The sequence below is a fragment of the Stutzerimonas chloritidismutans AW-1 genome (assembly GCF_000495915.1).
Taxonomy (GTDB): Bacteria; Pseudomonadota; Gammaproteobacteria; order Pseudomonadales; family Pseudomonadaceae; genus Stutzerimonas; species Stutzerimonas chloritidismutans.
The window spans coordinates 17,705-31,399 of sequence record NZ_AOFQ01000004.1 but is presented as its reverse complement, the minus strand read 5'-3'; the positions used below and the strand labels follow the sequence as shown (position 1 = coordinate 31,399).

Sequence of the window (13,695 nt, the reverse complement as noted above, 5' to 3'; positions counted from 1 at the left end):
GGAGCAATCATCATGGATTCAAAACTGACGGGTTCGTCACGCCGCCTTCCCCGCCGGCTTGCGCAGGGGGCTGCGGCACTCTCGATGCTGGCAATGAGCATCTTCGCCTCGAGCGCCAGCGCCGAGGTCAACACCACCGGCTTGGCGGTCACCGATACGGAAGTGGTGGTCGGGCAGCTGCATTCGGCGACGGGCACCATGGCCATCTCCGAGACCGGCTCGATCCAGGCCGAGCGACTGGCCATCGAGCAGATCAACGCGGCAGGCGGCATCCTGGGCCGGCAGATCAAGGTGGTGCAGGAAGACGGCGCGTCCGACTGGCCGACCTTCGCCGAAAAGGCCAAGAAGCTGCTGGAGCGCGACAAGGTCGCCGCGGTGTTCGGCTGCTGGACCTCGGCCTCGCGCAAGGCGGTGCTGCCGATCTTCGAGCGGGAGAACGGGCTGCTCTACTACCCGACCTTCTATGAAGGCCTGGAGCAGTCGAAGAACGTCGTCTATACCGGCCAGGAGGCCACCCAGCAGATCCTCGCCGGCCTCGACTGGGTCGCCAAGGAGAAGGGCGCCAAGACCTTCTACCTGCTCGGCTCGGACTACATCTGGCCGCGCACCTCGATGAAGATCGCCCGCAAGCACATCGAGAACGTGCTCGGCGGCAAGGTGGTGGGCGAGGAGTACTACCCGCTGGGCAACACCCAGTTCGGCTCGCTGACCAACAAGATCAAGCTGAAGAAGCCTGACGTGATCTTCGCTGCCGTGGTCGGTGGTTCCAACGTCGCCTTCTACAAGCAGCTCAAGGCCGCCGGCATCACCGCGGACAAGCAGACCCTGCTGACCCTCTCGGTCACCGAGGACGAACTGCTCGGCATCGGCGGCGAGAACATGGCCGGCTTCTACGCCTCGATGAAGTACTTCCAGAGCCTCGATAACCCCAACAACGTCGAATTCGTCAAGGCGTTCAAGGCCAAGTACGGCAGCGACGCGGTGATCGGTGACGTCACCCAGGCCGCCTATCTCGGCCCCTGGCTGTGGAAGGCCGCGGTCGAGAAGGCCGGCAGCTTCGACGTCGACAAGGTGGTCGCCGCCTCCGCTGGGCTGGAGCTGAACACCGCGCCGGAAGGCTACGTGAAGGTGCACGAGAACCAGCACCTGTGGAGCAAGACGCGCATCGGCCAGGTGCAGGCCGACGGCCAGTTCCAGGTGGTCTTCGAGTCCGACCTGATCGAGCCGAATCCCTTCCCGAAAGGCTACCAGTAACCCTCTCTGCGCCGCGTGCCGGCAGGCCCGCGGCGATCTCTTTTGCCATCAGGAGACATCATCATGGAATGGCTATCGGAGTTTGGTGCCATCGCGGCCATGCAGGGTTTCAACGGCTTGTCGGTGTTCTGCGTGCTGCTGCTGATGGCTCTGGGTCTGGCGATCATCTTTGGTCAGATGGGCGTGATAAACATGGCCCATGGCGAGTTCCTCACCGTGGGTGCCTACACCACCTATCTGGTTTCGGTGCTGACGCTCAAGTACCTGCCTGAGCTGCAGCCCTACTACTTTTTCGTCGCCATCGTGCTGTCATTCGTGATTGCCGGTGCGCTGGGCTGGCTCGCCGAATGGGCGTTGATCAGCAAGCTTTACCATCGCCCGCTGGACACGTTGCTGGCGACCTGGGGCCTGTCACTGGTGATGCAGCAGGCGTTCCGTTCGATCTTCGGTGCGCGCGAGGTCAGCGCCACGCTGCCGGACTGGCTGATGGGGTCCTGGATGCCCACCGACACCATCGACATCCCGCTCAACGGGCTGTTCGTGATGGCGCTGACACTGCTGCTCACCACGACGATCTTCGTCCTCATGTACCGCTCGCGCTGGGGCCTGCAGGTGCGCGCCACGGTGCAGAACCGGGTGATGGCACGTTCGGTGGGGATCAACACCAAGAAGGTCGACCGCATGACCTTCGCCCTCGGCTGCGGCGTGGCCGGGGTCGCTGGCGCGGCGTTCACCACCATCGGTTCGACGGGCCCGACCTCCGGTTCGCTGTACATCGTCGACACCTTTCTGGTGGTGGTCTTCGGCGGCGCGGCCAGTCTGTTCGGCACCATTGCCTCGGCGTTCTCCATCGCCCAGACGCAATCGATGGCCGAGTTCTTCATCAGCGGCTCGATGGCCAAGGTGCTGACCCTTTCGGCGGTGATCCTGATCCTCATGCTGCGTCCGCAGGGGCTGTTCACGGCCAAGGTGCGCAAATGATGAACAGTTTTTTTGTGGCAGTGGCGAACGACGTGAGGGCCAAGGCATGAACTCGACACTCGATAAATTCTTCGGCGGAAAGCAGGGCGGCATCGGTCTGCTGATCCTCGTGGCGCTGCTCCTGCTGGTGTTTCCGCTGCTGCTCGACAGCTTTCGCCTGAACATGGTGGGCAAGTACCTGACCTACGCCTTCGTTGCCGTGGGCCTGGTGCTCTGCTGGGGCTACGGCGGCATTCTCAGCCTGGGGCAGGGGATCTTCTTCGGCCTCGGCGGCTACTGCATGGCGATGTTCCTCAAGCTCGAGGCATCCGACCCGGAAAGCACCAGGATCCAGTCCACGCCCGGCATCCCGGACTTCATGGACTGGAACCAGATCACCGAGCTGCCGTTGTTCTGGCAACCCTTCCAGAGCTTCGGCTTCACCCTGCTTGCCGTGGTCGCGGTGCCGGCGATCCTCGCGCTGATCATCGGTGTGGCGATGTTCAAGCGCCGGGTGGGTGACGTGTACTTCTCCATCGTCACCCAGGCCATCGCGGCGATCCTGACCATCCTGATCATCGGACAGCAGGGCCTGACCGGCGGGGTGAACGGCATCACCGACCTGAAGACGCTGCTCGGCTGGGACATTCGCACTGACGAGGCGAAGACCATTCTCTACTTCGTCAACGCGGCGCTGCTGATCGGCTGCATCCTGATCGGGCGTTTCATCCTCGCCTCGAAGCTCGGGCGCCTGCTGATGGCCATGCGTGACAAGGAAGAACGGGTGCGCTTCTCCGGTTACGACGTGGCCAGCTTCAAGATTTTCGTGTTCTGCGTGGCGGCGAGCTTCTCGGCCATCGGCGGGGCGATGTTCACCCTGCAGGTGGGCTTCATGTCGCCGAGCTTCGTCGGCATCGTGCCATCGATCGAGATGGTCATCTTCGCCGCCGTGGGCGGGCGCATGTCGCTGCTCGGCGCGGTATACGGCGCGTTGCTGGTCAACTACGGCAAGACGGTGTTCTCCGAGAGCTTCCCCGAACTCTGGTTGTACTTCATGGGCGGCCTGTTCATCGCCGTGGTCATGTATTTCCCCAACGGCCTGGCAGGCCTCTGGCAGAGTCATGCCCGCCCCTGGCTGGCGCGTCTGCGGCTGCCGGATCGGCGCCAGCCACTGATGAAGCCCAAGCCGCCGGCGGAGCAGGCGGGGGTGGGCGGTGCAACGATTGATGCGGTTCCCGCCAAGCAACTGGAGAGCACGCCATGACTGGATTTCAGATGCCCAAACCGGTGCTGGCCATCGAGGGCCTGACCGTTTCGTTCGATGGTTTCAAGGCTGTCGATGACCTGAACCTCTATCTGGACCGCAACGAGGTACGCGTGGTGATCGGCCCCAACGGCGCCGGCAAGACCACGGTGCTCGACCTGATCTGCGGGAAGACCCGCGCCACCGGCGGCTCGATCCAGTTCGACGGGCGCGAGCTGACGAAGATGAAGGAGTTCGACATCGTTCGCGCCGGGGTCGGGCGCAAGTTCCAGAACCCGTCGATCTACGAAAACCTCAGCGTGTTCGAAAACCTGGAGATGTCCTATCCGGCCGGGCGCAAGGTGTTCGGCGCGCTGTTCTTCAAACGCAGCGCCGAGGTCATCGCCCGGGTCGAGGAAATCGCGGCGGAAATCGGTCTGAGCGAGCAGTTGTACAGCGAAGCGGGACTGCTCTCACACGGCCAGAAACAGTGGCTGGAGATCGGCATGCTGCTGATGCAGGACCCGGAGTTGCTGATGCTCGACGAGCCGGTGGCGGGCATGAGCGTCAGTGAGCGGGCACAGACCGCCGAGCTGCTCAAGCGCATCAGTCAGGGCCGCTCGGTGCTGGTGATCGAGCACGACATGGAGTTCGTCAAGAGCATCGCCCACAAGGTCACCGTGCTGCACCAGGGCAAGGTGCTGGCCGAGGGCAGCATGGAAGCGGTGCAAAGCAATCCCAAGGTCATCGAGGTTTATCTGGGGCATTGAGGCGGTGCGGGCCCTGGCACGCGTGGATAACGCTTTGCGGTTATCGACGCTACGCCGACGGCTGGCCCGCGCACCGTAGGGTGGACATCGCCGCAGGCATGTCCACGCGTGTCGCACCCAACAGGTACAAACAGGAGTTCAGCATGTTCCAGATCAGCAGCCTCGCTTCGGGCTACGGCCAGAGTCAGATCCTTCACGACCTCAATCTGAAGGTCGAAAAGCAGGAAATCGTTGCGGTCATGGGCCGCAATGGCATGGGCAAGACCACGCTGTTCAAGACACTGATGGGAATCGTCCCGCAGACGGCAGGCAGCGTGCAGGTGGATGGGCAGGAAGTCGCCGGGCTGGAGACCCATCAACGGGTTGCCAGCGGTGTGGCCTACGTGCCCCAGGGGCGGATGATCTTTCCCAGCATGACGGTGCTGGAGAACATTCAAACGGGTTTGCCGGCAGCCGCAGGCGGCAAGGTGCCGGATGATCTCTACGCGCTGTTCCCGGTGCTGCACGACATGCGCAAGCGCAAGGGCGGCAATCTGTCCGGCGGACAGCAACAGCAGCTGGCGATCGCCCGGGCACTGGCGACCAATCCCAAGGTGCTGCTGCTGGACGAGCCGACCGAGGGCATCCAGCCGTCGATCATCAAGGACATCGCGCGCACGCTGAAGGAGATCCGCTCGCTTCGCGATCTGACCATCGTGGTTTCCGAGCAGGTGCTGTCATTCACGATGGAAATCGCCGACCGCTTCCTGGTCATCGAGAAGGGCCGCTTCGTGCTGGAGGAAAGCGCAGCCAATGCCGACGAGGCGACCATCAGTCGTTACCTGTCGGTGTAGTGTGCTTATTTCGTGAGCGCGAACCGTGCAGGCTGGTTCGCGCGCCAAGGGCCTTTCGCGGAGCGATGGGGCGACGCAATTCTTCTCTTTTGCCTGATCCTCAGGCTGGTGTGCATTCCCTGCACGCCGGCCTTCTCCTGCCTGCCCAACAGAGCTGTAAGCCGCGTATTTGCTGGCTCCGCACATACGTCATCCAACGTATTTCGGAAAAGCTGGCGACGGAAAAGACTAGCTCCGTGTTCAGCGCAACGCTGATGTCCTTCCAACGCAAAGGAGCTTCGTCATGACCGATACCCTGATCAAGGTCGACTTGAACCAGCCTGCCACCGAGAACGAGCAGATCCACAACCGCTGGCATCCCGGCATTCCGATGGCCTGCTGGGTCAAGCCGGGCGACGACTTCATTCTCGAGACCTACGACTGGACTGCAGGCGCGATCAAGAACGACGACGATGCATCCGATGTGCGCGACGTCGACCTCACCACCGTGCACTACCTGTCCGGTCCGGTTGGCGTCGAGGGTGCCGAGCCGGGCGACCTGCTGGTGGTGGACCTGCTCGACATCGGTGCCAAGCAGGATTCGCTGTGGGGCTTCAATGGCTTCTTCTCGCAGCAGAACGGCGGCGGCTTCCTGACCGACCACTTCCCTCATGCGCAGAAATCCATCTGGGATTTCCAGGGCCTGTTCACCAGCTCCAGGCACATCCCGGGCGTGCGTTTCGCCGGGCAGATCCATCCCGGCCTGATCGGCTGCCTGCCGGACCACAAGATGCTGGCGACCTGGAACGAGCGCGAGCAGGGCCTGATCGACACTAATCCCAACCGCGTCCCGCCGCTGGCCAATCCGACATTCGCTGCGAGCGCGCACATGGGCAAGCTCACCGGCGAGGCGCGTGACAAGGCCGCGGCCCAGGGCGCGCGTACCGTGCCGCCTCGCGAGCATGGCGGCAACTGCGACATCAAGGACCTTTCGCGCGGCTCGAAGATCTTCTTCCCGGTCTATGTAGATGGCGCCGGGCTCTCGGTCGGCGACCTGCACTTCAGCCAGGGTGACGGCGAGATCACCTTCTGCGGCGCCATCGAGATGGCCGGCTGGGTGCACATGAAGGTCGAGCTGATCAAGGGCGGCATGGCCAAGTACGGCATCAAGAACCCGATCTTCAAGCCCAGCCCCATCGTGCCGACCTACAAGGATTACCTGATCTTCGAAGGCATCTCGGTCGACGAGAGCGGCAAGCAGCACTACCTGGACGTCAACATCGCCTACAAGCAGGCCTGTCTGAATGCCATCAACTACCTGACCAAATTCGGCTACTCGCCGGCGCAGGGCTACTCGCTGCTCGGTTCGGCGCCAGTGCAGGGCCATATCAGCGGTGTGGTGGACATACCCAACGCCTGCGCCACGCTCTGGCTGCCGACCGAGATCTTCGAGTTTGACATCCACCCGAACGCGTCCGGGCCGACCCGGTTCCTCGACGGCAGCATCGACCTGCCGATCGCCTACGACAAATGAGTTCGTTCATTCGGGCGGGGCAGGTGCTCTGGACGGCGGCCTGGCACGCCCGGATGGAGGGACACGGAGGATGATGCGATGCCGATCTATGAATACGACTGCGACGCCTGCGGTGACTTCACTGCCCTGCGCCCGATGAGTGTGCGCAGCGACCCCTGCGATTGCCCGGCCTGCGGCATGCCCAGCCCGCGAGTGATTCGCACCGCCCCAGGCCTGGCAACCATGGCCGGCAGCACCCGCGCGGCGCATGAGACCAATGAGCGCGCCAGCCACGCGCCGAAGACAGTCGCCGAGTATGCCGCCAGCAAGCGCCACCCGGCCGGCTGCAGCTGCTGCGGCCCGAGCAAGCCGGTGGCGCCGACCAAGGCGAATCCCCATGCGCTCAAGACCAGCCCGTCGAACCGGCCGTGGATGATCAGCCACTGAGGCGTCACTGAACCCCGTGGAGTGCCTTTGGCCGCAGTGGCTGAGCAATGCGGCAGACGCCACTCCCACGATCGCACTGACTCGACAACCAAGAGGAGGCGCTCATGCGCCACGGTGATATTTCCAGCAGTCCCGATACCGTCGGCGTAGCCGTCGTCAACTACAAGATGCCGCGCCTGCACACCCGCGCCGAGGTGCTCGACAACGCGCGCAAGATCGCCGAGATGATCAAGGGCATGAAGCTCGGCCTGCCGGGCATGGACCTGGTGGTGTTCCCCGAATACAGCACCATGGGGATCATGTACGACCCCGGCGAGATGATGGAAACCGCCACCATCATTCCCGGCGAGGAAACCGCGATCTTCTCGGCTGCCTGTCGCGAGGCACGGACCTGGGGCATCTTCTCGCTCACCGGCGAGCGCCACGAAGACCCGGGCAAGGCGCCTTACAACACGCTGGTGCTGATCGACGATCAGGGCGAGATCGTGCAGAAGTACCGCAAGTGCATCCCCTGGTGCCCGATCGAGGGCTGGTATCCGGGTGATCGGACCTACGTCAGCGATGGCCCGAAGGGCATGAAGATCAGCCTGATCATCTGCGACGACGGCAACTACCCGGAGATCTGGCGCGACTGTGCGATGAAGGGCGCCGAGCTGATTGTGCGCTGCCAGGGCTACATGTACCCGGCCAAGGAGCAGCAGGTACTGATGTCCAAGACCATGGCCTGGGCCAACAACTGCTACGTGGCGGTGGCCAATGCCGCGGGATTCGATGGCGTTTACAGCTACTTCGGCCACTCGGCGATCATCGGCTTCGACGGTCGCACCCTGGGCGAGTGCGGCGAGGAGGAAATGGGTATCCAGTACGCCCAGCTGTCCATCTCGCAAATCCGTGACGCCCGTGCCAACGACCAGTCGCAGAACCACCTGTTCAAGCTCCTGCACCGCGGCTACACCGGCGTCTACAACTCCGGTGACGGTGACAAGGGCGTGGCTGACTGTCCGTTCGAGTTCTATCGCACCTGGGTGCTGGATGCGCAGAAGGCGCAGGAAAATGTTGAGGCCATGACCCGCGCCACTGTCGGCGTCGACGACTGCCCGGTGTACGAACTGCCGCACGCGGGGCGGGAGCGGACGCTGGGTTGAAGGGTTGCCCGCCGCCTTGGGGCAACTGTTCCAAGGGTTTGCTTGCCATCGGGGGGCGTGCGCCCTCAGCCCTCACTTCTCCTTGGAGAGGTGAGGGTGGCAGGCCTGTGTCTACTTTGGGTTGTGATTACCCGCCTCGTTGCGATGCAGGCTATGCCTTTCGGAGAGCAGGTAGCGGCGGACACGCAGTGTTTATCGCACCCATCCCACGCGGCCCTTCGCTGCTGTGGTTGAGGGGGCACGTTCAATACTCCGCACCGGGACGCCCATGCCTTTCGTGAATGAACTGATCGAGCACAACCGTACCCAAATCGCGCAAGCCAGCGATCGGACAGGCCAAGGGCCGATGCCGGCGTCACGCTTCCTGTTCGACGTCGAGACCGTCATGGTGCTGCTGCGCAGCCGCATTATCGGCCAGGACCCTGTGCTGAGCGAAATCGAGGCGCTGCTTCGCGTGGTCAAGGCCGGAATCGGCGATCCCGAACGTCCGCTGACGGTCAATCTCTTCCTCGGCCCGACCGGGGTTGGCAAGACCGAGATCGTCCGTCTGCTGGCCCACGCCATTCATGGCAAGCCGGACGCCTTCTGCCGCATCGACATGAATACCCTGGCCCAGGAACACTACGCCGCCGCGCTCACCGGAGCCCCGCCCGGCTACGTGGGCAGCAAGGAAGGCACCACCCTGTTCGACGCCGAGGCCATCGCCGGAAGCTTCAGCCGGCCCGGTATCGTGCTGTTCGACGAGCTGGAGAAGGCCAGCCGGGAAGTCGTACGCAGCTTGCTCAATGTGCTGGATAGCGGACGACTGACCTTGGCTGCTGGCAACCGAACCCTGGATTTCCGCAACGCGCTGGTGTTCATGACCAGCAACATCGGCGCACGGCAGGCTGCGCGGTGGGAGCGCTGGCCGATACCACGCATGGGCCGTGCCGCGTTGCGAAGCCGTAGCTTCGGGCAGGCGCTGCATCGGCATTTCGATCCGGAGTTTCTCAATCGCATCGACCGCACGCTGCAGTTCGAGAGCATCCAGGGCGATCGGCTGAAGGCTGTGCTCGATGTCGAACTGGGCAAGCTGGCACAGCGCCTGGCCCGACAGGGCGTACGGCTGCAGGTCGATGAGGCCGTCAAACACACCATCTGCCGCACGCACGACTCGCGTTTCGGTGCGCGCGACCTCAGCCGGCGGCTGCGCACGCGCCTGGAGCCAGCGTTGGCGGAAGCCCTGTTGCGCGATCCCGTCGAGCGGCTATGGCGAGCGGTTCTGCAAGATGGTGCGATCCGTGTGGAGCCGCTCGCGAGCGACTAGCAGCGAACTCTCCAGCAGAGCGGTCGTCCCATTTTCTAGACCGCACATTTCACTGATTGGGGAAACATCGATGGCCATGCTGGACACCCGCGGTATCGGGGCCGTGACCTTGCTCAAGCGTACGTTCAAGGAATTCGGCAACGATGACATGTCGACCTATGCCTCGGCGCTGGCGTACCGCGGCCTGTTCTCGATGTTTCCGTTCCTGCTGTTTCTTATCACCTTGCTCGGGTTTCTCGATCTGCAGAACTTCTTCGACTGGTTGCGCATGCAGGCCGAGCTGGCCTTGCCGCCGATGGCGATGGAGCAGATCAATCCGGTCATTGACCAGTTGCAGGAACAGAAGGCGGGGCTGCTGTCGTTCGGTATCGTCGTGGCGCTGTGGACGGCCTCGGTCGGTTTTCGCTCGCTGATGAATGCGATGAACCGCGCTTACGACGTGGAGGAGGGGCGACCGAGCTGGAAGCTGATCCTGCTTTCGTTGGCCTATACCGTGGGCATCGCCGTGCTGCTGCTGTTGTCGGCCGGGCTGATGATCGTCGGGCCGCAGGTGATGGAGTGGCTGGCTTCGCAGGTCGGCCTGAAGGACATCGTCGTGCTGCTTTGGACCTGGCTGCGCTGGCCGGTGATCGTGCTGATGCTGATGCTGGTGGTGGCGCTGCTGTACTACGTGGCGCCGGATGTGAAGCAGGAGTTTCGCTTCATCACGCCGGGCTCGGTGCTAGCCGTGCTGGTGTGGATTCTGGCCTCGATCGCGTTCGGCATCTATGTGCAGAACTTCGCCGACTACAACGCGACCTACGGCAGCATCGGCGCCATCATCGTCTTGCTGCTTTATCTGTACATCTCATCGGCAGTGCTGCTGTTCGGTGCCGAACTCAATGCGGTGATCGAACACGCTTCGGTCGAAGGCAAGGACCCGGGCGAGAAGGTGCCGGACGCCTGAGACGCCGTCTGGCGCCCCGCTGCGAACAACCCTTCTACGTAACGGTCATCTATTTCATTACAGAATTATTCCGCAGGGATTGCGGAGCATGCCGCTGACGCGCGACGTGCCCGGCGAGGCCGGAGTTCTGCTATGGGACCGACGGAGAAGTACCTTGCATATCGCGGATATGACCATGTTCTACGCGCCCGCCAGTGGTGGCGTGCGCACCTACCTCGAGGCGAAGCATCGCAGGCTGCAGCTTTACTCCGGCGTGCGGCACAGCATTCTGGTGCCGGGCGGCGACTACAGTCACAACGACGGCCTCTATGAGGTGCCGGCACCGATCCTGCCGTTCGGCAAGGGCTACCGCTTTCCGATCCGCCGCGCGCCCTGGCGCAATCTGCTGCGTTCGCTGCGTCCTGATCTGATCGAGGTCGGCGACCCCTACATGACCGCATGGGCGGCACTGGATGCGGGGCGCCGGCTCAATGTTCCGGTCATTGGTTTCTATCACTCAGACCTGCCACTGCTGGTCAGCAACCGCATCGGCAGTTGGCTGGGCACCAACCTCAACGGCTACGTTTCAAAGCTGTACGGAAGTTTCGACCGGGTGTTGGCACCCAGCGAAGTGATGGCCGACAAGCTCTTGCACCTCGGCGTGAAGAACGTCTTCGTGCAGCCCCTGGGGGTTGATCTGGACACCTTCTGCCCCGAGCGGCGCGACCCCGATCTGCGCCGCGAGCTGGGCCTGGCCGACGACACCCGGCTGATGATCTTTGCCGGGCGCGGTTCGCGGGAGAAGAACCTGCACATCCTGCTGGAAACCGCGCGCCAGCTCGGCAAGCCGTACCACCTGTTGCTGGTGGGTTCGAGCATGCCGCAGCGGGTGCCGGACAACGTCACGGTGATCGACCGCTTCTGTTGTGCCAGCGAAGTGGCGCGCTACATGGCCAGTAGCGATGTGCTGCTGCATGCCGGCAATCAGGAGACGTTCGGCCTGGTGGCGCTCGAAGCCATGGCCAGCGGTATTCCGGTGATCGCCGCGCGTGCCGGTGCGTTACCGGAGCTGGTGCCGTTCTACACCGGGCGCCTGTGTCGGCCGCTCGACCCGAGGGCCATGGCGCATGCCGTGCGCGAGCTGTTCGAAGACGATCCGCGACTGCTCGGACAGCAGGCGCGCCAGCATGTCGAGGCGCACCATGCCTGGGATGCCGTAGTGGCGGGATTGCTCGCCCATTATCACGCGGTGCTCGGCACAGCGGACCTGCCGGTAGCCGTACATGGCTGAGACTGCTCTGACGCTGGTGCTGCACGACGTGGCCGCGGAAACCTGGCCGGACTACCGGCCCTTCGTCGAGGCGGTGGACGCCATCGGCGGTGTACCGATTACCTGGCTGGTGGTCCCGGACTTTCATCAGCGCAATCCGCTGGAGCGGCAGCCGGATTTTTGCCGGCTACTGGACCAGCGTGTGCAGCGTGGTGACGAACTGGTGCTGCACGGCTGCTACCACGCCGATCTCGAGCCCGCGCCGAAGACGCCGCGGGACTGGTTCATGCGCCGGGTGTACACCCATGAAGGCGAGTTCTATGGCCTTGGCGAACAGGCTGCCGGCGAACGGCTGGCGCATGGCCTGGAGTTGTTCCGGCGCCAGCAATGGCCGCTGCATGGTTTCGTCGCCCCCGCCTGGCTGATGAGCGAGGGCACCCGGCGTGTACTGGCCGGCAGCGGGCTAACCTATACCAGTGATCCAGGCCACCTTTACCTGCTGCCGGATTTCACTCCAATCGTCGCTCCTGGCTTGGTCTGGAGTGCTCGCAGCCCCTGGCGTCGTGGTGTGTCCTGGCTGGTCAGCGAACGCCAGTTGCGTCAGAGCCGTCAGGCGCCATTGCTGCGATTGGGCCTGCATCCGGTGGATATGCGCCACGAGTTCCCCCGCCGCTATTGGCTCGATGTGCTCGAGCGGCTGCTGCAGGACGGCAGGACACCGCTGACCAAGATCGACTGGCTGCGCCAGTACCGCCAGACGAGCGCCGTGGCATGAACCGGCGCTGGTGGTTGCTGGGCGGTGCCTTGCTCGCGGCGGCCATGGTGCCGCTTCTGCTTGGCGGCACCGGCCTGTTCGAACGACTGCGCCACTTTCCGGGTAGCCTGTTGGCCACCATGCTCGGCATGGTGCTGGTCGGCTGGAATCTGAATGCGCTGCGCCTGCGCCTGTTGCTCGGGCGTCGAAAGCTGGGCCAGCGCCGCGCATTCGGCATCGTCGTCGCCACCGAATTCGCCATCTGTGCGACGCCTGGAGGTGCCGGTGGGCCGCTGACCCTGATGGCGCTGCTCATGCGCCAGGGCGTGGCGCCGGCCAAGGGCACGGCGACTTATGCCGTGGAGCAGCTGAGCGATCTGCTGTTCTTCGCCTGTGCCCTGGTCGGCGTGCTGTTCTATGCACTGACCCACAAGTTCAACACGCATATTGCCAGTCTGCTGGGCTTCAGCGTCGCGCTATTGATCGGAGTGATGGTGCTGCTGGCGCTGCTCGGGCGTTTCCACCGGCAGGTATTTCTGCTCAATGGCTGGTTGGTTGGCCGGCTCGGCATGAAGCCGTCACGCAAGCGCCGTTGGGCACGCAAGGTGCTGGGCTTTCGAAATGCGCTGGTCGACTGTTTTCGCCTGCCGCGTCGTCTTTTGCTGGCGGTGTTCGGGTTGACCACGCTGCACTGGCTGCTGCGCTTCAGCGTGCTCTATCTGACGCTGCGTGGCCTGGGCGGCGAGCTGGCGTGGGCCTGGACCTTTCTCGTCCAGTTATTGGCGCTGACCGCCGGCCAACTGAGCCTGCTGCCCGGTGGGGCGGGTAGCGCCGAACTGGCGTCGGCCGCGCTGCTGACGCCGATGGTGGGCAAGTCGACGACGGCAGCGGCGATTCTGATCTGGCGCTTCGTGACCTATTACTTCTACCTCATCGTGGGCGCGCCGGTGTTCCTGCACCTGGCAGGGCGACCGTTGCTGCGCCGCCTGGTCCCTTCGCGCCATGCGTGAGCCGCTCTGTTCCGATGGCCGGGGGAAACTAACGTTTCGCACGGGCGGTCCACCCTATGTCACCAATGAGAAGCCAGGAGTTCGTCATGAGCAGTACTGAAGACAAAGTCAAGGGCAACACCAACGAAGCCGTCGGCAAGATCAAGCAAGGCGTGGGCGAGGCGACCGATAACGAGCGCATGAAGGGCGAAGGCCAGCGCCAGGAAGTGAAGGGCGAGGCCCAGCAGGTCAAGGGTGATGTGAAAGACACCCTGAAGAAGGGCATCGACAAGGCCTGATCTGCCGA

At 63.6% G+C, this 13,695-nt stretch carries 14 protein-coding genes; all 14 read left to right on the top strand.

The window, feature by feature from the left end:
* Positions 1-84 precede the first annotated feature (84 nt).
* Positions 85-1,254 carry an urea ABC transporter substrate-binding protein gene (urtA, locus tag F753_RS26455; protein ID WP_312723655.1) on the top strand — a complete coding sequence of 390 codons (1,170 nt, stop codon included), beginning with the start codon at positions 85-87 and terminating at the stop codon, positions 1,252-1,254.
* A gap of 63 nt (positions 1,255-1,317) precedes the next feature.
* On the top strand, positions 1,318-2,235 hold the full coding sequence (gene urtB / locus F753_RS26450) for an urea ABC transporter permease subunit UrtB (protein WP_003295665.1): 918 nt from the start codon (positions 1,318-1,320) through the stop codon (positions 2,233-2,235).
* A 46-nt stretch (positions 2,236-2,281) separates the two neighbouring features.
* Positions 2,282-3,478: an urea ABC transporter permease subunit UrtC gene (gene urtC / locus F753_RS26445; protein WP_023443814.1), complete on the top strand. Its 1,197-nt coding sequence runs from the start codon at positions 2,282-2,284 to the stop codon at positions 3,476-3,478.
* A complete protein-coding gene (gene urtD, locus F753_RS26440) occupies positions 3,475-4,227 on the top strand; it encodes an urea ABC transporter ATP-binding protein UrtD (RefSeq protein ID WP_023443813.1) in 753 nt (250 codons plus the stop codon). Before urtC ends, urtD begins: the two co-directional genes overlap by 4 nt.
* A gap of 143 nt (positions 4,228-4,370) precedes the next feature.
* The gene (gene urtE, locus F753_RS26435) at positions 4,371-5,060 is read left to right on the top strand and encodes an urea ABC transporter ATP-binding subunit UrtE (protein ID WP_023443812.1); all 690 of its coding nucleotides are present in this window, start codon (positions 4,371-4,373) and stop codon (positions 5,058-5,060) included.
* A gap of 283 nt (positions 5,061-5,343) precedes the next feature.
* Positions 5,344-6,573 carry a formamidase gene (fmdA, locus tag F753_RS26430; RefSeq protein WP_023443811.1) on the top strand — a complete coding sequence of 410 codons (1,230 nt, stop codon included), beginning with the start codon at positions 5,344-5,346 and terminating at the stop codon, positions 6,571-6,573.
* Positions 6,574-6,651: 78 nt separating this feature from the next.
* Positions 6,652-6,999 (top strand): FmdB family zinc ribbon protein, encoded by a 348-nt coding sequence (locus tag F753_RS26425; RefSeq protein WP_023443810.1) that lies wholly within the window; start codon positions 6,652-6,654, stop codon positions 6,997-6,999.
* Positions 7,000-7,103: 104 nt separating this feature from the next.
* Complete coding sequence (locus tag F753_RS26420; protein ID WP_023443809.1) at positions 7,104-8,144, top strand: aliphatic amidase; 1,041 nt, start codon at positions 7,104-7,106, stop codon at positions 8,142-8,144.
* A 268-nt stretch (positions 8,145-8,412) separates the two neighbouring features.
* Positions 8,413-9,450, top strand: a complete 1,038-nt coding sequence (locus tag F753_RS26415; protein WP_023443808.1) for an AAA family ATPase — start codon at positions 8,413-8,415, stop codon at positions 9,448-9,450.
* Between the two features lie 70 nt (positions 9,451-9,520).
* On the top strand, positions 9,521-10,396 hold the full coding sequence (locus F753_RS26410) for a YihY/virulence factor BrkB family protein (RefSeq protein WP_023443807.1): 876 nt from the start codon (positions 9,521-9,523) through the stop codon (positions 10,394-10,396).
* 154 nt (positions 10,397-10,550) lie between these two features.
* The gene (gene gpgS, locus F753_RS26405; RefSeq protein WP_023443806.1) at positions 10,551-11,666 is read left to right on the top strand and encodes an N-acetylglucosaminyl phosphatidylglycerol synthase; all 1,116 of its coding nucleotides are present in this window, start codon (positions 10,551-10,553) and stop codon (positions 11,664-11,666) included.
* Positions 11,659-12,420, top strand: a complete 762-nt coding sequence (gene gpgD / locus F753_RS26400) for an N-acetylglucosaminyl phosphatidylglycerol deacetylase (RefSeq protein ID WP_023443805.1) — start codon at positions 11,659-11,661, stop codon at positions 12,418-12,420. Before gpgS ends, gpgD begins: the two co-directional genes overlap by 8 nt.
* Positions 12,417-13,409: a glucosaminyl phosphatidylglycerol flippase gene (gene gpgF / locus F753_RS26395; RefSeq protein WP_023443804.1), complete on the top strand. Its 993-nt coding sequence runs from the start codon at positions 12,417-12,419 to the stop codon at positions 13,407-13,409. The genes gpgD and gpgF overlap by 4 nt, the downstream gene beginning before the upstream one ends.
* Positions 13,410-13,495: 86 nt before the next feature.
* Positions 13,496-13,687, top strand: coding sequence for a CsbD family protein (locus F753_RS26390; protein ID WP_014819859.1), 192 nt, complete (start codon positions 13,496-13,498; stop codon positions 13,685-13,687).
* Positions 13,688-13,695: the final 8 nt, after the last annotated feature.